Source organism: Candidatus Baltobacteraceae bacterium, assembly GCA_036489885.1.
Taxonomy (GTDB): Bacteria; Vulcanimicrobiota; Vulcanimicrobiia; order Vulcanimicrobiales; family Vulcanimicrobiaceae; genus JAFAMS01.
The window spans coordinates 31,395-51,080 of the sequence record DASXEW010000001.1 but is presented as its reverse complement, the minus strand read 5'-3'; the positions used below and the strand labels follow the sequence as shown (position 1 = coordinate 51,080).

General features: G+C 60.5%; 21 protein-coding genes. 10 read left to right on the top strand and 11 right to left on the bottom strand.

Features of this window, described 5'->3' with window-relative positions; genetic code table 11:
* Positions 1-46 precede the first annotated feature (46 nt).
* Genes VGG22_00250 through VGG22_00235 form a run of 4 tightly spaced genes read left to right on the top strand, consistent with a single transcriptional unit; the run spans position 47 to position 3,113 of the window.
* Positions 47-538 (top strand): hypothetical protein, encoded by a 492-nt coding sequence (locus tag VGG22_00250; GenBank protein ID HEY1726791.1) that lies wholly within the window; start codon positions 47-49, stop codon positions 536-538.
* Between the two features lie 6 nt (positions 539-544).
* Entirely contained in the window at positions 545-1,708 is a 1,164-nt protein-coding gene (locus tag VGG22_00245; protein HEY1726790.1) for an alpha-hydroxy acid oxidase, read from the top strand.
* Positions 1,705-2,820, top strand: a complete 1,116-nt coding sequence (locus VGG22_00240) for a sialidase family protein (protein ID HEY1726789.1) — start codon at positions 1,705-1,707, stop codon at positions 2,818-2,820. Before VGG22_00245 ends, VGG22_00240 begins: the two co-directional genes overlap by 4 nt.
* The gene (locus VGG22_00235; protein ID HEY1726788.1) at positions 2,817-3,113 is read left to right on the top strand and encodes a MoaD/ThiS family protein; all 297 of its coding nucleotides are present in this window, start codon (positions 2,817-2,819) and stop codon (positions 3,111-3,113) included. Before VGG22_00240 ends, VGG22_00235 begins: the two co-directional genes overlap by 4 nt.
* A 1-nt stretch (position 3,114) precedes the next feature.
* On the opposite strand, the gene VGG22_00230 is transcribed toward VGG22_00235, so the two are convergent.
* The gene (locus VGG22_00230) at positions 3,115-3,669 is read right to left on the bottom strand and encodes a DUF308 domain-containing protein (protein HEY1726787.1); all 555 of its coding nucleotides are present in this window, start codon (positions 3,667-3,669) and stop codon (positions 3,115-3,117) included.
* On the opposite strand from VGG22_00230, the gene VGG22_00225 reads away from it, so the two are divergent.
* The 3 genes from VGG22_00225 (at position 3,631) to VGG22_00215 (ending at position 6,541) form a co-directional block, all read left to right on the top strand.
* Complete coding sequence (locus VGG22_00225) at positions 3,631-5,166, top strand: glycosyltransferase family 39 protein (GenBank protein ID HEY1726786.1); 1,536 nt, start codon at positions 3,631-3,633, stop codon at positions 5,164-5,166. The two genes, VGG22_00230 and VGG22_00225, sit on opposite strands and share 39 nt — an antisense overlap.
* Positions 5,167-5,173: 7 nt before the next feature.
* Positions 5,174-6,031, top strand: a complete 858-nt coding sequence (locus VGG22_00220; GenBank protein ID HEY1726785.1) for a DMT family transporter — start codon at positions 5,174-5,176, stop codon at positions 6,029-6,031.
* A 69-nt stretch (positions 6,032-6,100) separates the two neighbouring features.
* Positions 6,101-6,541, top strand: a complete 441-nt coding sequence (locus VGG22_00215; GenBank protein HEY1726784.1) for an ATP-binding protein — start codon at positions 6,101-6,103, stop codon at positions 6,539-6,541.
* Here the strand turns inward: VGG22_00215 and VGG22_00210 are convergent.
* On the bottom strand, positions 6,489-7,394 hold the full coding sequence (locus VGG22_00210) for a Dyp-type peroxidase (protein HEY1726783.1): 906 nt from the start codon (positions 7,392-7,394) through the stop codon (positions 6,489-6,491). The genes VGG22_00215 and VGG22_00210 overlap by 53 nt on opposite strands.
* A 10-nt stretch (positions 7,395-7,404) precedes the next feature.
* Positions 7,405-8,004 (bottom strand): hypothetical protein, encoded by a 600-nt coding sequence (locus VGG22_00205; GenBank protein ID HEY1726782.1) that lies wholly within the window; start codon positions 8,002-8,004, stop codon positions 7,405-7,407.
* Between the two features lie 28 nt (positions 8,005-8,032).
* Between VGG22_00205 and VGG22_00200 the strand changes: the two genes are divergently transcribed.
* Complete coding sequence (locus tag VGG22_00200) at positions 8,033-9,796, top strand: amidohydrolase (GenBank protein HEY1726781.1); 1,764 nt, start codon at positions 8,033-8,035, stop codon at positions 9,794-9,796.
* Here VGG22_00200 and VGG22_00195 read toward each other — a convergent pair.
* Positions 9,748-10,515, bottom strand: a complete 768-nt coding sequence (locus VGG22_00195) for a hypothetical protein (GenBank protein HEY1726780.1) — start codon at positions 10,513-10,515, stop codon at positions 9,748-9,750. The genes VGG22_00200 and VGG22_00195 overlap by 49 nt on opposite strands.
* 125 nt (positions 10,516-10,640) lie before the next feature.
* On the opposite strand from VGG22_00195, the gene VGG22_00190 reads away from it, so the two are divergent.
* Complete coding sequence (locus tag VGG22_00190) at positions 10,641-11,714, top strand: methyl-accepting chemotaxis protein (GenBank protein ID HEY1726779.1); 1,074 nt, start codon at positions 10,641-10,643, stop codon at positions 11,712-11,714.
* On the opposite strand, the gene VGG22_00185 is transcribed toward VGG22_00190, so the two are convergent.
* The 4 genes from VGG22_00185 to VGG22_00170 are packed head-to-tail and all read right to left on the bottom strand — an operon-like array spanning position 11,711 to position 17,188.
* The gene (locus tag VGG22_00185; protein HEY1726778.1) at positions 11,711-14,182 is read right to left on the bottom strand and encodes a zinc-dependent metalloprotease; all 2,472 of its coding nucleotides are present in this window, start codon (positions 14,180-14,182) and stop codon (positions 11,711-11,713) included. The genes VGG22_00190 and VGG22_00185 overlap by 4 nt on opposite strands.
* Positions 14,183-14,238: 56 nt before the next feature.
* Positions 14,239-15,513, bottom strand: coding sequence for an MmgE/PrpD family protein (locus tag VGG22_00180; protein HEY1726777.1), 1,275 nt, complete (start codon positions 15,511-15,513; stop codon positions 14,239-14,241).
* The gene (locus VGG22_00175; GenBank protein HEY1726776.1) at positions 15,510-16,139 is read right to left on the bottom strand and encodes an MmgE/PrpD family protein; all 630 of its coding nucleotides are present in this window, start codon (positions 16,137-16,139) and stop codon (positions 15,510-15,512) included. The genes VGG22_00180 and VGG22_00175 overlap by 4 nt, the downstream gene beginning before the upstream one ends.
* A gap of 41 nt (positions 16,140-16,180) precedes the next feature.
* On the bottom strand, positions 16,181-17,188 hold the full coding sequence (locus VGG22_00170; GenBank protein HEY1726775.1) for a TRAP transporter substrate-binding protein: 1,008 nt from the start codon (positions 17,186-17,188) through the stop codon (positions 16,181-16,183).
* A gap of 104 nt (positions 17,189-17,292) precedes the next feature.
* On the opposite strand from VGG22_00170, the gene VGG22_00165 reads away from it, so the two are divergent.
* Positions 17,293-18,003, top strand: a complete 711-nt coding sequence (locus VGG22_00165; protein ID HEY1726774.1) for a substrate-binding domain-containing protein — start codon at positions 17,293-17,295, stop codon at positions 18,001-18,003.
* Between the two features lie 5 nt (positions 18,004-18,008).
* On the opposite strand, the gene VGG22_00160 is transcribed toward VGG22_00165, so the two are convergent.
* From VGG22_00160 to VGG22_00150, 3 genes are read right to left on the bottom strand one after another with little or no spacing between them, the layout of a single operon-like run.
* Positions 18,009-18,686: a GNAT family protein gene (locus VGG22_00160; protein HEY1726773.1), complete on the bottom strand. Its 678-nt coding sequence runs from the start codon at positions 18,684-18,686 to the stop codon at positions 18,009-18,011.
* Positions 18,687-18,691: 5 nt separating this feature from the next.
* Positions 18,692-19,207: a cysteine dioxygenase family protein gene (locus VGG22_00155; GenBank protein HEY1726772.1), complete on the bottom strand. Its 516-nt coding sequence runs from the start codon at positions 19,205-19,207 to the stop codon at positions 18,692-18,694.
* A gap of 49 nt (positions 19,208-19,256) precedes the next feature.
* Complete coding sequence (locus VGG22_00150) at positions 19,257-19,661, bottom strand: VOC family protein (protein ID HEY1726771.1); 405 nt, start codon at positions 19,659-19,661, stop codon at positions 19,257-19,259.
* Positions 19,662-19,686 lie beyond the last annotated feature (25 nt).

Below are 19,686 nucleotides of genomic sequence, written 5' to 3'. Positions count from 1 at the left end.
GAGGGCGCACAGGGCCTGATCGCGGCCCCGCGCGAACCCAGGGAATATGAGCTCCACCCCGGTCGACAGTTTCACGATTCCGGATCCGTCCCAATACAGCTATCCGTCCGGGAATCTGCCCGACGGACTGACGCAACCGGCAACGTCGTCCTCTTCCAGCAGCTCGGGCTCGAGCACGACCAGCTCGACGTCAAGCAGCACCTCGACGCAGAACCCTTACGCGCAACAGTATGACGCGCTGCAAGCTTACGATCTGCAGGAGCTCTTCACGGTCTCGCTCGACACGCCGCAAAACGCGGCGCTGAACATCGACAGCGTGCTGGCGCAGTGGGTCGCGATCGATGCCCAGGAGCAAGAATCGCAAGCTCAGACGATTCAAACGATGCTTAGCAACACCGGCTCGTCGACGACCGACGCCACGGCGAACATCCCGACGCTCGACGAGGTCGAGTCGCAAAGCGAGCAACAGGCGCAGACCGTGTTGAACAACTATACGGGCGCGCCCGCAGGGTCATCGATCGTCGATTTCCAAGCCTAGGCGGGATTGGCCGACCATCTAAAACACGTCGCTTGCATCGACGATTTGCGCGCGATCGCTCAGCGGCGTGTTCCGCGCGCTTTTTTTCAATACGCTGATGCGGGTTCGTACTCGGAAGCAACCCTTCGCGCAAACCGTGACGACCTCGAAGCCATCAAATTCCGTCAACGCGTCGGCATCGATCTCACGTCGCGTGAGTTGGGCACGACGATTCTCGGGCAAGCGGCTTCGCTGCCGCTCGTGCTGGCGCCGATTGGTATCTGCGGCATGCAGTACGGCGACGGCGAGATTCTCGCTGCGCGCGCCGCACAGGCCGCCGGAATTCCGTTCACCCTCAGCACGATGTCGGTTTGTTCGATCGAAGACGTTGCCGAGGCGGTTGAGAAGCCTTTTTGGTTTCAGCTTTACGTGATGCGCGATCGCGGATTCGTGCGCGACCTGATCGCACGCGCCATCGCAGCCAAGTGCAGCGCGCTCGTCGTCACCCTGGATCTCACGATGCTCGGACAGCGTCACAATGACATCCGTAACGGTCTGACGGTTCCCCTCGAAGTGACGCTGCCAAATCTGATCGACGTTGCGACGAAACCGTCGTGGCTGATCAGCATCTTGCGCGGCAAGCGCAAGACGTTCGGCAATCTGCAAGGCCGCATCAAAGGAATGGACGACATCACATCGCTTTCGGCCTGGGTTTCGCAGCAATTCGATCCCTCGCTCAATTGGAAAGATCTCGAGTGGATACGCGAGCTGTGGCCCGGCAAGATCGTGCTCAAGGGTATCCTCGACGTCGAGGATGCGAAAACCGCGGCGAAGACGGGCGCGTCGGCGATCATCGTTTCCAATCACGGCGGCCGTCAGCTCGACGGTACGACGTCGTCGATCTCGGCGCTGCAGCCGGTAGCGCAGGCCGTTGGTAGTGAGATCGAGGTCATGTTCGACGGTGGAATACGTTCCGGCCAAGATATTTTGCGCGCGCTCGCGTTCGGTGCGCGTTCGTGCATGATCGGCCGCGCGTTCCTCTACGGACTCGGGGCCGGCGGCGAAGCCGGCGTTACCAAGGCGATCCAAATTCTGCGCAAAGAGCTTGACGTCACGCTGGGGCTTACGGGCACGCCGTCCGTACAAGCCGCCGGCATGCAAATCATCGCAAGAAACGGAGCACCGGTGTGAGCAAGGTACGCGTACTGGTTGGAACGCGCAAGGGCGCATTCGTTCTAACCGCCGACGGTAAACGCGCCGATTGGACCGTCTCTGGACCGTTCTTCGGCGGCTGGGAGATCTATCACGTCAAGGGTTCGCCGGCTGATCCGAATCGATTGTGGGCGTCGCAAACGTCGACATGGTTCGGTCAACAGATTCAACGCTCGAATGACGGCGGCGCAACGTGGGACACGATCGGAAACAAGTTCGTTTACGACGGAGTTCCCGGAACGCATCAATGGTATGACGGCACGCCGCATCCATGGGAGTTTGCGCGCGTTTGGCACATTGAACCGTCGCTCGAGGATCCGGAAACGATCTACGCCGGCGTTGAGGATGCGGCGCTTTTCAAATCGACCGACGGGGGCACGAATTGGAGCGAGCTCTCCGGACTTCGCACGCATACCACCGGTTCGAGCTGGCAACCCGGCGCCGGCGGAATGTGCCTGCATACCGTTCTGATCGACCCGAAGAATCCGAAGCGCATGTTCGTCGCGATCTCGGCCGCGGGTGCGTTTCGCACGACGGACGGAGGCACAACCTGGCAACCGATCAACAAGGGCTTACGTTCCGAGCAAATCCCCGATCGGGATGCGGAGGTCGGACATTGCGTGCATCGGCTTGCGATGCACCGCACCCGTCCCGACGTGTTGTACATGCAGAAGCATTGGGACGTGATGCGCTCGAATGACGGCGGCGACGTCTGGCACGAAGTCAGCGGTAACCTTCCGACCGACTTCGGCTTCTGCATCGACGTGCACGCGCACGAACCGGAGACGATTTACGTCGTTCCGATCAAGAGCGATTCGGAACACTACCCACTCGAAGGAAAGTTGCGCGTCTATCGCAGCCGTTCGGGTGGAAATGAATGGGAAGAGCTGACCAGAGGCTTACCTCAAAGCAACTGTTATGTGAACGTTCTGCGCGACGCGATGGCGGTCGATTCGCTCGATGAGTGCGGCGTATATTTCGGAACGACCGGCGGACAGCTCTACGTTTCGCCCGATGCCGGCGATAGTTGGAAGGCGATCGCGCACGATCTGCCCGCCGTCCTTTCCGTCGAGGTACAGACGCTGCCGTGATCCGCGTCGTACTGCCGGCGCACTTACGCACGCTGGCGCGCGTCAACGGCGAAGTCGTAATCGAAGCCGGTAGCGGCGCCACGCCGAGTACCGTACTCGACGCAATCGAAGATCGCTTCCCGGCGTTACGCGGCGCGATTCGCGATCACGTTACGCGCAAACGCCGCGCGTACGTTCGCTTTTTTGCGTGCGAGCGCGATATCTCACACGATTCGCCGGATACGCCCCTCCCCGATGCCGTAGTGACCGGCGACGAGCCGTTCTTCATTATCGGCGCGATGTCGGGAGGTTGAGCTATGCGACCTTTTTCAGCTGGAACGAGAGCGTGATCATCGCGATACCGGCGAGAATCGCGTAGAATCCCAGCACGTACACGACGGCAACCAGCCCCGCGCCCGGAAAGACGAAGACGAACAAACCAAAGAGCACCGATAGGACGCCGTTGAGAATCCAAAGCCACTCATTTGGCAACGCCGAGCGCAAACGTACGGCCGTCATCAACTCAAAGACGCCGGTGACGAGCGCCCAAGCGCCGATGAAGATTCCCAGAGTAAAGGCGGTGATGCCCGGCCAGAAAAACGTCAAGACGCCGGCTACGACGCCGGCGATGCCGCCGATCAGCTGCCACAACCAGTGGCCCATATTCGACGCCGATGCGCTTCGTACGGCGCCCACGATCATCAGCACTCCGTCGATGACGAAGAACGCGCCGATCCAGATGACAAGCGCGAAAATCGCCGCGCCGGTCAAAACGAAGCACAGCGCTCCAAAAAGGAGTGCGATGATTCCGCGCAAGAGCAGTGCCCACCAATGAGCTTTCAGGGCCTCGGGAGCCGGCAGCGCCATCATCTTAGCGTCGCCGTTATCTCATCGGTCGTCGTTTTCCTCGTCCACGCCATAGGTAATGCCCATTATGGATTCTTCCGGGACGAGCTGTATTTCATCATCTGCGGCCGGCATCCGCAGTGGGGTTATGTCGATCAGCCGCCCATCGTCCCGCTGTTGTCTGCCGGCACCCAAATCTTCGGCCACTCGCTCTTTCTGCTGCGTATCGTACCGGCATTGTTTGCGGCGGGCGGCGTCTACGTCACGTGCTTATTAGCCGAGGAATTTGGCGCGGGTCCGTTCGGCCAAACGCTGGCGGCGATCACGTTTCTGTTCACGGGCGTCCTGATGAGCTTCGGCATGAAAGTTGGTCCCGACGAAGTCGGCCTGTGGACGTGGCCGCTGCTCGCACTCTTCATCGTACGTATCATCAAGGGCGCCGATCCCCGATTGTGGATGTTGTTCGGCCTCGTTGCCGGGCTCTCGATCGAGAGCAAGTATAGCGTCCTCTTCTTGCTCGCAGCGTTCTTGTTGGGGCTCGTGCTTACGCCGCAGCGGCGCATTCTCGCGAATCCGTGGGTCGCCGCGGGCGCATGCATCGCGCTCGTCCTTGCGCTACCCGCTTTCCTGTGGCAAGCGCATTACGGATTTCCGATGTGGGAATTGCTCGAAGCCGGAGAGCACGGCAAGAACATCGTCGCAGGTCCGGGACTCTATCTCGTCCAGCAGATATTGATCACGAACCTATTTCTGTTTCCCGTTTGGGTGATCGGACTCGTTTGGCTCCTCCGTGACGCGCCGAATCGCTTCCTCGGATACGCATACGTAATCTTGATTCTCGAAATGCTCGTCTTTCACGGCAAACATTACTACCCGGCCGACATCTATCCGATCTTGATCGCGGCCGGCGGTACGCAGATCGAGCGATGGACTATGAACTTGAGTGTGCTGCGTGTCGCAACCGTCGTGTATGCGCTCGCTCTCGGACCAATCTTCGTCCCATTCTCGCTGCCGGTTCTTCCGGAGCAGACGTTCTTGGCGTATCAAGCGTACGTCGCGCATGCGCTCCATACGCCGCAAGGTATCCTGGCGACCGAACACGTTCGCAAAACGACGCCGCTACCCCAGGATTGGGCCGACATGCACGGATGGCCGCAATTTGCCGAAACGATCAAACACGTCTACGACTCGTTGCCGCCGGACGAACGAGTGCAAGCCGTCGTCGTCGCCAGCAACTACGGTGAAGCCTCCGCAATCGAATTTTTCACGCCGGACGTTCCGGTCATTAGCGGACACAACCAGTACTGGCTTTGGGGAACGCGCGGCTACAGCGGAAACGTGATCATCGACGTCCCGGGCGACTGCGGGGCTGACAGACATATCTTCAAGAGCGCGCAGCTGGTGACGCACTTCAATGCGCCGTACACGATTGGCTGGGAGACCGATATCCCCGTAATGGTTTGTCGCGGAATTCGCGAGCCGCTTTCAGCGATTTGGCCCAGGATGAAGCACTACATTTGAGCCGCGATTGAACTCGCTCGCACTCGGACTTGTCCTCACCGCCGCCGTCCTCCACGCTACTTGGAATCTTCTCGCAAAACGCGCCAGCGGTGGCTCGCCATTCATCTGGCTTAGCTTCGCGATCTCGACCTCGATCTATGCGCCGGTTGCAATCGCCGTGTGGTTCCTTTTCCCCCGGCCGATTACGCTGCTCGGACTAGCATTCATCGTCGGGAACGGCGCGTTGCATCTCTTTTACTTCGTCGTGCTGCAGCGCGGCTATCGCGCGGGCGATCTGTCGGTCGTGTATCCGTTGGCGCGCGGCACGGGGCCGCTGCTCTCCTCGATTGCCGCAATCATTTTCTTCGGGGAGCGTCCTACGCCGGTTGCCGCCGCCGGTATCGCGATCATTATTGCCGGCGTTTTCCTGGCTAGCTTCCGCGGCATGAACACTGCGAATGCGCGCGCCTCCGTTTTTTACGGCGTTGCGACCGGTCTATCAATTGCGGTTTACACGCTTTGGGACAAGCATGCGATGACTGCGCTCGCGCTTTCGCCGATCGTATACGACTGGGGCGGAAATCTCGTGCGGTTCATATTGATGACGCCAGTCGCGATGCGCCGCTGGGATGAGGTTCGCGCTGCATATCGCGAGCATCTGTTCGAAGCCGCGGGGATCGCCGTGCTCTCGCCTCTCGCCTATCTGCTGGTCCTATGGGCACTGACGTGGACGCCGGTGATCTACGTCGCGCCTGCGCGCGAGCTCAGCATCATGTTCGGGACGTTCTTCGGAATCATGTTCTTCAAGGAACGTGATCGCGCGCACCAACGGCTGATGGCGGCTGCACTCATGCTGGTGGGCATTGTTGCGCTCGCTCACGGTTAACTTTGTGCTAGGCGTCACCGAGTCATTTTGTCGTCCCGTAGCGAACCTTGTCGCACGGGTGTAACAGGTATGGTTCCTCAACCGCTCAACGTACGCTTCCCGTGTACACCGCGACACGCAACGCGGGCACGACAAGCCTTCCGCGTTTATCTCGCACTTCTTCATCTTGACGCGCGTACCGAGTCCGATCTCGAAAGCGCGATTGGTGAAGCACTGACGAACGCCGTCGAACACGGCTTCGCACAGGAAACCTTCTTCGAGCTGCGTTGCAGCTTAGAAGACTCGATGCTTCAGATCGAGATCGAAGGCCGTGCGCGCGCCGCGATGCTGCCGAATAGGCTCGAGCGTCCGCTCGATGCGCGCGACATGGGCCTCGGCATCATGCGCGCGCTCGTCGATGACGTGGAGCTGCTCGAAGACGGCCGGTTGATCCGGCTGCAAAAGAAAATTCGGGCGGCTAATCGTCATCGGGCGGGCAAAACCGCCGCAACGCCTGCACTGAAGGGATAAAATAGTACGCTCCCGTGAGGGCCTCCGTATAAAGCGTTAGCGCGTCACGCGGACCGCCGATGCCGGCCATTTGCTCGAGCATCTTTTGCAGCGGCATTTGCTGCGCGCAGAACCCGATGAACAACGTGCCGTGATCGGAAACGGTTCCGTACGGAACGTTGCGCCGGAAGATCTTGAGCTCTTTTCCGCCGACGTCGAGCGTCGTGCGCGACACGTGAGAATCCGCCGGCATTTTCGCCTCATCGAACTCGACGCTATCGGGCTTTGTGCGGCCGATGACGCCCTCTTGTTTCGCCTGTGGCAGATCCGAAAACGCGTTTGGCCGATGTTGCCACATCTGAAAGAGCAGAACGCTGCCGCCCGCACCGGGGCCATCGTTCATAACGACGATTTCCGGCGCGGCATCGAGCGTCGGGTTCTCGGTTCCATCTTCGAAACCGGTGAGATCGCGATTATGTCGATACGACCAGCCGCGGATTTCGCGCGTCAGCTCGGCGTCTTGCGCGATCGAGGCGACGGCTTCCGTTCCCATGTCGAATACGACGTCGTAGCTTGCAGCCGAGAACCAGGCCCAAATGTCGGCTTGAGTTGCGGGCATGCTGTAACCGGCAGCGCCGTGGATCACCTCGAAATCGCGAACATCCTTGGGTGCATCCTTCGGCGCAAGCTTACTCCACAATGATGGGCGGAAACCGATGACGCGATTTGCACCGCCGACCGTCGAGCGCGGCTCGCGCACTGCGACGAGCGCCGTCGCAACTGCAGCTGCATCGGCCCCGGGCCGCAACGTGAATTCAAAAAATCCGTGCGCGGCATCGCCTAACGCAAAAATCCCAGTTTGCGCAGTCTCCATCGGCGCGACCTTACCGCTCGTTCTTGGACGGTCCTCCGATTTGCGGCGCGTATCCGGACAGAATCGCAGCGACAATGGAGGGCGGTGTAATCAGTCGAGCTTCGCCGGAGCGTGGCCGCTCGCGTGGTGCGCCGTATCCGTGCTCCGGCGACCACGGGAGGATCGCATCACCGAGCACGACGTGCGGCATGCGGTCGATCTCGACGTAGGCGCCCGCCGGCAGCTCACGCCACAGAAAAGAGTGCAAACGTTTGCGGCGTTGATCGAGACGCTCGGCGTGCAGGCGTTCGTCGATCGGATTGGCGCCCCGAATTCCGAACGCCGCGACAAACCGGTTGTAATCCGAGCGGCGACAGAGTGCACACGGACGGTGGCCGGCTGCGAGCGCCAGCGCTTCGTCGTAAAAGAAGAGCGCCGTCCAACGTCCGGGTACCCATTTCGGCGCGACCCAGCCTTTGTATTCGAGCACGCACGTTATCCAATGCTTGCTCGCCCAGGGTCGTATGATGTCATACCCGCGGTGGATACAGCCCCGATTTCCGAGCCAGTTTCCGCGCAGCGGCGTCACGATGATCTCGCCGTAGGGCGTAACGCGATTTCGTTCAGGCATTTTCAGTCCGCCCGGAGAATGGCACCGGATGCGTAGACGCGGATTCCTGGAAGCATCGCTCACGGCGCTTGGAACGCCGATGCTTGCGCGCGCCGCGCAAGCAGCTGATGCGCATGCAGATTTGATCGTGAGCGCGCAAACGATTCATACCGTTGAGCCGGCTTCTGCGCGCGCAACCGCGTTCGCAGTCCGCAACGGCCGCTTCGTCTACGTGGGCTCGCTCGACGGCGCAGCCGCACTGCGTGGTTCCAAAACGGAAGTCATCGATTTCGGCGACGCGACGATCTTGCCCGGAATCATTGACGCCCATATGCATCTCACGGCAGTCGGCCAAGCGTTGCATGAAGTCGATCTGTATCACGTTACGTCGTTTGACGAAGTCGTACGTCGAACGGTTGCATTTGCCAATGCGTCCCCCGATATGTGGATCGTCGGAGGCGGCTGGGATCAAAACCTTTGGCCCGGCAAAGCTTTTCCGACCCACGATGCGCTTAGCGCGGCGATTCCCAATCGTCCCGTGCTTCTGGAGCGTGTCGACGGGCATGCAGTTCTGGTCAATGCCGAAGCGATGCGCGTCGCGCGTATTACGAAGGCAACACGGGATCCGGTGGGAGGCCGCATTCTTCGCGACGTGAGCGGCAATCCAACCGGCGTCTTCATCGACAATGCGATGCGCTTGATTTACTCCGTCGAGCCCGCGCCGTCGCACGATCAGCTGGTACGATGGGCGCGCGCAGCATGCACCGAAGCCGGCCGTTTCGGCGTGACGGCGATCGGCGAAGCGAACACTACGGGTGCTGCACTTGCAGTCTTCGAGGAGCTTGCGCGCGCAAACCAGCTCCCGATTCGCATTCACGCGATGCTCTCCGACGATGCCGAGCTTATCGCGTCGCATCTCGAGAAAGGCCCCGTGCACGGCGCGTATGATGGGCGCCTCTCGGTGCGCGCAATCAAGATGTTCTCGGATGGAGCGCTGGGGTCACGCGGGGCCGCTCTGCTGCAACCGTACTCCGACGATCCGTCAAACAGCGGGCTGCTACTCATCACGCAAGCCCATATCACCGACGTAGCGACGCGCGCGCTTGCCCACGGATTCCAAACGTGCGTGCATGCGATCGGTGATCGCGGCAACCGGACCGTCCTGGATGCGTACGAAACGGCGCTGAAAACCGTAGGACGGGGCGACTACCGGCTTCGCATCGAGCATGCTCAAGTTCTTAGCCCGCAAGACATTCCGCGTTTCAAAGCGCTCGGTATCATTCCGTCGATGCAGACCACGCACCAAATCAGCGACATGGGATGGGCTCAAGACCGGCTCGGTCCCGAGCGCATTCGAGGCGCGTATGCGTGGCGTTCGCTTCTCAACACCGGCGTGATCATCGCAAACGGTACGGACGCGCCGGTTGAACCGGTTAACACGCTGCGCACTTTCCACTCCGCGATCTCACGGCAAAATGGCGAGAACGTTCCCTCGGGCGGGTGGTATCCCGCGCAGCGCATGAGTCGCGACGAAGCGCTGCGCTCGATGACGATTTGGGCAGCGCATGCGAATTTCTCGGAGGGCGCGATTGGTTCGATCGCCGCGGGTAAATATGCCGACTTCGTCGTGATGGATCAGGATTGGATGAAGGTTGCGCCCGAATCGGTCATGCAAACGCGAATCCGCGCGACCTATTCGAGCGGCCATAAAGTCTACGACGGCCTATTGGATGCGGCAAACGGTATTCCGACACGGCCGCGCCGCTACGCGCGCGGTATCTCGACGTGCAGCTGTGGTGCAGCCTCAGGCTGACCTTGATTTTCGAACGCAACCGGTAGAAGCATCGCCATCGAGTTGATCGCACCGAGCGTCCGCGCCAAATACGTTCCGATCGAGAATCGGATGCTCATGGTGAGGACGAACGCCTCGTCCAATGCGAGTGCAAAGACGGCGACGAGCAGCCACGCATCCAGCGCTGCACCGCGATAAGCGGCAAGACCGAAAGCCGCAAGCAACAGCAATCCGATCGTACACCAACCGAGGACAAACAACAGCGGCGATACGACGTCACCCGCCGCGAGCACGGGCGGCAGGAACGCGTCTGCGCGCGCCGCGACGAGACCGAAGAGGACGGCGAATCCGAATGCGGCGCCGATCGTCGTGAGCGGTTGTCGCACAGGCCGATCGGGGAACCATGCGAACGCGAGCACGCACAACGCCCAGCCCAAGTGCCATACCGTCCAGCACCACGGCGGTGTTTGGTGTGCGAAACCATGCAGTCCTAAGATTCCCGGCAGGGAGCTGAGGTTCTCGAGCACGAGCGGTGCAGATACGCAATACGCAGCTGCAAGCAGCGTCGCACGCCGCGTATGCAGACGCATTGCACGGCGCGTCAGCAGAATCGCGGTTGCAACTTCGCACGGCCCGATAATCGCGGCATAGATCCGCAAAAATACAGGCTGCGGTCCGATCACGTCCGCGAGGTGTCCCCAAAAGAGATACGTCGCGCCCAGAACGACCGCGACGATCACAAATGCAACTATCCAGACCGTATTACTGCCTGAAGCTCGCTGCGAACGCTGCATCATGCACCCCCAACCGCTATTTTCGGCGCGGCATGGGACGCTTCCCCGAACGCAGCGAAAGACAACCAATCGTGTTCGCCGAGTGGAGTCTTGGCCGTAAGATCGCGGCCGTATTAGCATTGGGCCCGATTGCGCTCATCGCGATAGGCGTGATCACGCTCACAAGCCTGCTATACGGTACGGATCGTCAGGGCGCGATCAACACGGTCATTTTCGGGACGATCGCGGCGGTCGCCATACTGATTATTGCGTCGCTCGCCCTAATTCGCAGCGTGAACAAGCCAGTAGAAGCGGCAGTCGACGCGCTCGCGACGGCGACGTCGCAGATTCTCAACGTAACGAGCCAACAAGTCTCGGGCGTTCGCGAACAGGCTGCCGCGGTCGCCGAAACGGTCACGACGATCGAAGAGATTGCGAGCACCGCTGAAATTTCGCGGCAGCGAGCCAAGACCGTTGCCGAGACGGCGACGCGTGCCGCCGATTCCGGCGCAACGGGCCGGCGAGTGGTCGAAGAGACGGTCGTCGTTATGGGCGACGTCAAAGAACGCAGTGAATCCGTCGCCAAGAGCATTCTCGGACTCTCGACGCAAGTACAGGAAATTCGCGAGATCATCGCCGTCGTCACGGAGCTGACGGAACAAACGAACATCCTCGCGCTCAATGCCGCAATCGAAGCCTCTCGCGCGGGCGAACAGGGCCGCGGCTTCGCCGTCATCGCCGCCGAGATCAAAGCTCTCGCCGAACAATCGAAATCAGCGACGGTCGACGTTCAGCGCATGATCAACGAGATCGAACGCGCGATGCAAAACGCGGTTCGCACGTCCATCGACAGCACGGACACGGTCAACCGCGCGATCGGAACGGCGCGGCGCGCCGACGGCGTAATCGGCGAACTTGCCGCGATGATTGCGAACGCAGCCACGATGGCAACCGAGATCAGCGCCGCCGTCTCACAGCAGAGCGTCGGAATCGTGCAGATTCAGCGCGCGATGCGCGAGATCAACCAGACGTCGTCAAAAACGCTAGCGTCGACGAGTCAAGCCGAAGAGACGACTCGCGATCTCGACGTGCTCGGCCTAACCTTGCAGCGTCTCGTGCAAGGCGCCCCGAGCTCGACGAACGGAAACGGTGCGATAACCCGCTAGCGCGGCGCCGTTCCCGCAGCTCGTTGCGCCAAGAGCACGAGATGCGCTTGCGTGGCCTCATCAAGTCCGCCGTCGTGCGCTTTTGCTTCCGCCGACGACTGCACGCGCTTCAGCTCGAGCCGCGCCAGCGCTTGCGCGTCGGACGGCGTGCCGGCTGCCGGCGAGTTGACGACGGCAAGCAGCTTCGTGACGTACATCGACTGCAGGTTGCGCCGTAACAACGAAATGTTTCGCGCGCCCGGCCAGGTGATTTCGCTGAAGATCGCGCCCTGCATCCAATCGAAGAAGCCGCTCATGCTCAGCGTATGTCCCCGCGTTAGGAGCGGATTGCGTTCCAAGCGCTGGAGAACCAGCGGTTGCAAAAGCTGATCAAGCGTTGCGGATTGAATCCGCGCGATGTGCTCGGTGAGGGGATAATCATGCTGCGGCGGCGGGTTGTACGCCCACAACGGCAGATTGCCGTAGGTATCCCACTCGACGTAGCCGTAGCCGGCCCACTCCGAATAGCCAAGCTTGTCGAGTAGCACGGGCGAGAACTTCAGGTGCTCATCAGAGAATAAATACGCGCTAAGGATCCTGAACGCGCGTTGCTGCACGGCAAGGGGAACCGGAGAGATCGGCGGATCGGCCCCGGGATCGCCGCGATGCGCACGCGAGAGATATTGCCCGCCGATGAAATGTGCCGTTTTCGACGCTAGCATGAGGTAGCGCTGGAGCGTGCTACCGAACGCGAGCGAAGCGTCTTCGTACGCGCGCCCCGCGCGCGGCAGCAGCTGCGCGTAACGATCGAGCAGCGCGCGGTTCATGCGCAGCTGAACTTCCGTCCAGCCGAGCTGGTCGTTCGTGAGCTCACCCTGCTCGACGCGCGGATCGGCGGCGTGGCCGTTCGCCCACGCCGTGTCTTCGTCCGAAGCGTAGCGATAAAGCGGATTCGACCAAGCTTGCGCCCAGCGTTCCAGCGTCGGCAGCTCTGAATCCGGCGTCGTAGCGCCCGGAATCGGGGCGTACGCGTATTTCATCGCGTAGTAATCGTACGGCCCGAGTACCTTTTGGTGAAAATCACCTTGCGGCGTTCCGCGGGGCCAGATGTTCAGCGGTGCGTACTCCATCACCGTCGTCGCGATGCCGTTCTTCGCGGTAAAGTTCGGATCTTGTAGTTCTTTTGCGGTGTACGCATCATGACCGATGAAATTGTGCTGCATTCCGAGATTGTGGCCGGTCTCGTGCAGAATCGTTGACATGAAGGTCTCGTCGATGAACTGCTCGGGAACGGGATCGGTCGTGCGTCCGTTACGAACCGGATCGACCTCGTTGCGCCAAGTCGCCGCAGCGCGTGCTGCAATATCCGCAGAGATCAGGATTCCGGTCCTGAACTCTTCTCCCGTCAGGGGATTATAGAGCGTCTGTGAATCCGCACCGAAGCTGGAACGCTCTTCGGTGATCCAGCGCAAAACATTATATCGGATGTCTTCCGAATCCCAATTGGCGTCGCTCGGCTGATCCTTGACTTGAATTGCGTCGATTATGCCGGCACGCTCGAGAGCCGCGTTCCAAGCCAGGACCGCGCCGGCTATCGGTTTTCGAAAGCGCTGCGGAATCGTGTTGCTCAAATAGAACACCATCGGATGCGTCGCGCGCGACGGCTTCGTGGGATCGGCAGGCGCGAAATTCCATCGGATGAGATAGCGCAACCGCCGGTCGATTGAGAGATCCGTGCGCGGCGCAAAATCCATGTAGATGTCATCGTAGATGCCGACGCGGTCGTCGGCATAGCGCGGCGTATACGAATCTGCCGGCAGCTGTGCAAAGTTGTAAACCACATCCATCTGTAACGAACGTGCGTCGGGCGCCGTATCCGGTTGAATATGCGGCTCGCGTGTCTGCCAGAGCTGTTCGACGTGGAAGACGACGTTTTGCGGAAAGTCTTTGACCGTTCCGAAATAGGTACGCTCGGGATCGAGCCGGTACGCCGTGAGCGTCTTCGTCTTGAGCGCCGTATTGATGATGTGATCGAGGTCGAGAACGTCTTTGTAGAGCGGAGACGCATCGAACACGATGTGCCCGTTACCCTCAGCGACGATCTTCCCGGCGCCGACGACTGATTGCGGAAAGTTCGTCAGGACCGCGCGCGATCCGATGAACGACGTGTTCGGCCAAACGATTGCGATCTTGTCGTCGGCGCGTTCGAAGCGGACCAGCATCGCCGGCAAGTGATCCGTGTTGCCCCAAACGAGGAAACTAGCGCCCAGACCGTTTCCTGGGACGATCGTCTCAAGGAAATCTTTGCTTAGCTGGTCGGTCGTCAGATCGATGTAAATGTGTCCGTTCTTGCGCCAAATGCCGAATAGGCCCGTTTGCTCGGTCGCGGTCGCCGTGAACGGCGTGTATGTATCGAGATCCGCAGCCCGAGTTGGCGCAGCAACGTAGAGACAAAAGCCGAGAAAGAGCGCACACGCAAAAGACCGCATAAGTGCGCGGGATTAGCGGTCGAGAACGGCTATCCCGTGTACTAGAATTTTAGTAGCTAGGTACTTATCCCGTAGCTCGAAAGCTGCTGACGCAATTGCTCGAAACGCTCACCTAAGAGTGCTTTAGCCTTGGTTGAGAGCTGCGCGGGAGACATCGGGTTTTCGATACTGCCGGTCGCATGCAGAACTTCGGCGTGCTCGGTTCGCCCGTTGCGGTCGCGCACGCTCATGCGCACCCCACCGACGGCAACGCCGTCTGAAGGCTCGATCGTCACCTTGTCGCGCAGTTCACGCACCGTGGCTTCGCGTGCACAGGCATCGGAGAATTGCTTCGGTCCGCCCTCGCCGTACAAGAACCCGATCGCCGCGCAGTGATGCGCGCTGAATTTGCTCTCCAGGCCGTTCTGCGGATCCCTCTTCCCCATGAGATCGAGAACCAGCGGGTGCGCGGTAACATCGATGCTGGCGATTTCCTCGGGCGCGACTCGCCCACGAAGCTCAATCGCTGCATCGATGATCGGGTGACTGACCAAGCCGCACGAGTACGGCTTGAAGCTGTTCGTTAGGATCTCCCAACGCTCGCCGAGTCCATCCAGGATTACATCGATGTCGACGTGATCGCTCATCAGCGCAGCTAGACCCGATTCGCCTTCGATTGCCTCCGCCGCTCCCGCGACGCCGTATTGCGCCAACAGCACGGCTTCGATTCCGTCGAATGCTGCCTTCCCCGGATGGAACGGCTTTGTCATCGTGCCGAGTGCCGCCGTGACGCCGCCCGTTTCGAGCGCCGCGATTGCGATGGAGTTGCGCATCTGCTCGGCGGACAAACCTGCAATCCGCGCGGCTGCTATGCTCGCACCGATGCGTCCCATCGTGCTCGTGACGTGCCAGCCGCGCTCGTAATGTGCGGGGCTAATGCCGTTGCCGATGCGCATTGCAATTTCCGTGCCGAGCACGACGCCTTCCAGCAACACGCGACTCGATGCGTTGCAGTACTCGAACATCGCGAGGGCCGCGGGAACGATCACCGGTCCAGGATGCAAGAGCGTGCGCATGTGCGTATCGTCGTAATCTTCGAAGTGCACGGCAATACCGTTGACCAAAGCGGCCCAACCAACGCCGACGCGCACGTTCCGTCCCCAAACGGTTGCCTGCTCGGGAGTTCGGAAACTCTCGACGATCCCAAACGCAATCGAAGCGGGCTCAACTTCCCAGCTCGCAAGCGCAAGCGCCAGCGCGTTGGCGATGATCTCTTTCGCCATCTGCGAGACATCGTGCGGGAGCTCAAGCGGTCCGGACGCAAACTCGGCGAGCCGTTCGGAAACGGTCATCGTGCGAAGGTCCAACGCTCGCCAAAATCTGCGAACGCTGCGCTCACGTTCGCGACATCGAAGACCGCGCTGTATCCGCGCGGACTTTCCAAGCCGGCTGGTCCCGTGAAATCGCGCTGCGCGAGCAAGGCCGCGAGAACCCCATTCGACGAGGCTTTGCCGGCGATCAATCGGGCGCTGGCAGTCGCACCTGCGACGCGTTGACCGAGCGTCATGCTCGACGCGATTCCGATTGTGCGCGCGACCATCATCTCCTCTGCATCGAGCAACAGCGCCGCCGTGACGCCGCTGCCAATCACGCCGGCAACACCAGCCGCATCCCACCCGCGATCCATCTGTGCGCGCAGCGCCGCAGCAAGACGGACGTTGACTTCGCATCCGACGGCAAAGGCTATGAGCCGCTTGTCTTCCGAAAGCGCTTCGCCGAGCGCCATCAAGGCCCCGAACGGAGCCGCGCCGGGGAAGTGCTGCGCACCCACGGCGGCGATCAGCGCAGCGTAATACCGGTCGCTTTTCCCGCTGAGGCTTCCGGCAAGCTCCATCAGCGCGGTAATGACGGGATCATCGGCTGACGAGGCTGCCGCTTGCGCGCATGCAAGCCGTGTGTTTTCCGCGGCCTCTCGCACGCCGGAAGGTAATCCCCGGCGGTAGGTCGCGACGATGTTTATCAGGTCAGCGTCCCTGCCGATTTCTCCAGCGCGCCCCACGCATCGCTTCCGAACTGCTCCTTCCATGTTTTGTAGAAGCCGCCGTCGTGCATCGCCCGACGAAACGGGGCGATGTTGACGTGCGCGATCTGCATGCCCTCGCCGATCAGCTTTGATTCCGCCTGGTCGTCGAGTCCGATGATGTCGCTGCGTTGCAAGAGTCCCGCGACATTGAAGTGCCGCTCCGCCATTTCCCGAAGGTCTTTCGGCAATTTTTGCCATGTCGGCGCGTGCGCGATCAGCGAGTATCCGGTGAAGATGTGATTGGTTTTCGTTAGATACTTCTGAACCTCGTAGAACTTCGACGTTTCAACCGTCGCAATCGGGAGGGATGCGCCGTCGACGAGATGCGTCTGCATCGCCACATACGTCTCCGCGAAATTGATCGGAACGGCAGACGCGTCAACCGCGCGGAACAGCGCCGTCTCCATCGGAGACGGAGGCACGCGGAACTTCAAACCCTTGAAGTCGCTCGGCGCGTTGAGCGGTCGAACGCTATTGACAACTTGCTTGAACCCCGAGCACCAAATCTTTGCGAAGGGATACAAATCGGCTTTCGCGATCGCGACGCGCATCTGGCCGCCGAGCGAACCGTCCATCGCATCGAAAGCCTGCTTGTAGGTCGAAAACGCAAACGCGACGTTCTCTATGGCTGCAAGGGGAACGACGTTGGAAAGGATGCCGTCGGACATCAATACCATCTGCGTTGCACCGGAACGGACTTGCGTGAGCATCGCGCTGTCGCCGCCCAGCTGATTGTTCGGAAACACGAGCACCTCAAGGCGGCCGCCCGACTCTTGCTTGACCTTATCGGCCGCCTGTGACGCGCGAATCGTCATCGGGTGATTGACCGGCTGGTCGAAACCGAGCTTGAGACTGAACTCCGCCGCATCCACCGGACGACGGAGGAACCCTATGGACGCAAACGCCGACGCGGCGCCGACGAAAGCTTTGCGCGTGTAGCTCATGCGATCTGTTTTAGGCCGGGAAGCGGGCGCGCCTCCTCGAATGGGCGCCGTCATGAAGAGGATACCGGCGGTTCTTGTTGTCATACCGGCGTACATGCGTTAATATGCTCGCATTCGCTCTTCTTCCGCTCGTCATTCTTTGCGCCGGCGCGACGTCGTCGGTCGTCGACCGTATCGCGGCTGAGTTTGGACATCAAACCAGTCGCGCAGTTATCGTGCGTGTGGGAACGGTTGGGCAGATTCAACTGCAACTCGCGCGCCACGAAGCAGCCGACGTCGTCATCGTCTCCGGAAAGGCGATGAAGTCCCTCACGCGGCGGCGCGCGATCGTCCCCGGGACGCGAGCGGATCTGGGTCGCAGCGGGATGGGGATCGGTGTGCGCGCCGGCGCACCGCTGCCCGACATTTCATCGACCGAGGCTTTGAAACGAACGTTGCTCGCCGCGCGCTCGATCGCTGCGACCGATCCGAAAGCGGGCGCGTCGAGCGGCATATACTTCAAGCACATGCTCGTGCGGATGGGAATCGCGGCCACCGTTGCACCCAAGGAAACGCTTGTCCCAGGCGGACACTCGTGCGATTTGGTCGCGCGCGGTAAGGCCGAGCTGTGCGCACAAAACATCACCGAGATCGTCCCCGTCAAGGGTGTCGCGCTCGTAGGCCCGTTCCCCGCCGGAGTCCAGAATTACATCACCTATTCCGCCGCTGTCTTGACCCGTGCGGCATCACCCGATGCTGCACGCGCGTTTGTTTCGTCGCTCAGCGCTCCGCGCCGTGCACCGCTCTGGCGCCATGCCGGCTTCGCACCGAGCTAGAGGCGCTAACTCCCGCGCAATGCGGTTAGCGATTTGCGCTGACGGCCCGCATCAAAGTTGGCGGGGTCGAGCCACTGCTCGAGTGCGGCGCCGACCTTCGGCCACTCTTTGTCGATGACCGAGAACCAAGCAGTATCGCGGTTGCGTCCCTTATAGACGGTTGCTTGCCGAAATATTCCTTCGAAGACGAAGCCAAGACGGTCCGCCGCTTTCCGTGAGGGTGCGTTTCGCGAATCGCACTTCCACTCATAGCGGCGATATCCCAAATCCACGAAGACGTGCCGCATCATCAGATACATGGCCTCGGTCGCGGCCGGAGTTTGCCGCAAACGGCGCGAGAAGTACACGTTGCCGACCTCGATGACGCCGATTTTCGGCTCGACGCGAAGGTAGCTCGCGAAACCAACGACGGTTCCGCTGCTCTCGACGATTGCATAGTATAACGGATCTTGCGATGCGCATGCGCCTCGCAACCATTCGTCGAATTCTGCCCGGCTCGCGAACGGGCCGTAGAACAGGTACGTAAAAGCGGAGGCGTCGTCTTCTGACGCGGCGGCATACAGCTGGTCACCGTGACGCGCCTCGAGGCGTTCGAGCCGGCAATATCTTCCGGTGAGAACCTTCCCGTCCGGAAGAGGGCGCGGAGTCCAATTTGGAAGCGCGTCGCCGATTGGTTGACCCAAGGAATTCACAGCTGGTACGAACGCCGAATGCTGGAGCCGATCTCGTTGAGGTCTGCGCCGTAGATATGCAATGAGATCGCAATTCCAGGACCCGGGTTCGCGACTTCATGTACGTCCGCACCCGGAGTGAGTGCTTGCACTTCTCCGGCCTTACGCAGAGCCGAGCACGTAGCCGTCGGCGCACTCTTCACGCTTGTTGATTCCAGCGCGTATTGCACTTCGAGCTCGCAACCTTGATAGACGCCGACCGTGCACCAGGAGATATGGTCGTGGATCGGCGTCTTTTGTCCCGGAAGCCAGACGAGCGCTGCAATCGTGAAGAAACCCTCGGGCTCAACGTGAAGAACGTATTGTCGATAGCGCTCTGGATCGGGCTGTAAGCTCTCTGCTTCTAGCAATCCCAAATCGCTAAGATATGGTTCTAGGACGCTCGCAACCCGGCCGGCAGCCTGATCGCGCAGCCCCGAAGCCAGCGTCGTTCGGACGTCCGCTATCAGACGCTGAAACGAAGATGTTTGCACAAGCTCCGTCTTTTACGAAAAGGCGCCCTCTTCTTTGTCTTCTCGAAAATCAGTCGGCATATGCGTGCAGCTCCAGCATGTTTCCGTCCGGATCGAAGACGTGAAACGCGTGCGCGGTATCGCCCCGAGCGCCGAAGTTTCCGGTCATCTCCCGAGCGATCTCAATCCCCTGCTCTTTGAGAAAAGCTTCGATCTGGGTGGGCGTGTTTTCGAGCGTGAGCGCGATGTGGTTGACGTTCTGCCCGCCGGGTGCGGCTTTGTGATATGAGGGTGGGAAGAAATCGATGATCGTTTCGGCGTTGATGCGCACGGATGGAAACGGCACTTTCCCGGCGCGGAATTCAGCCACTCGCTCAGCTCGCAATCCGAGTCCGCGCGAGTAGAATTCGAGACTTCTCTCGATGTCAGCGACGTTGAAAACGATGTGGTCGACCGCTAATATCTTAATGCTCATTGTCTTAACATAAAGATACCAAAAC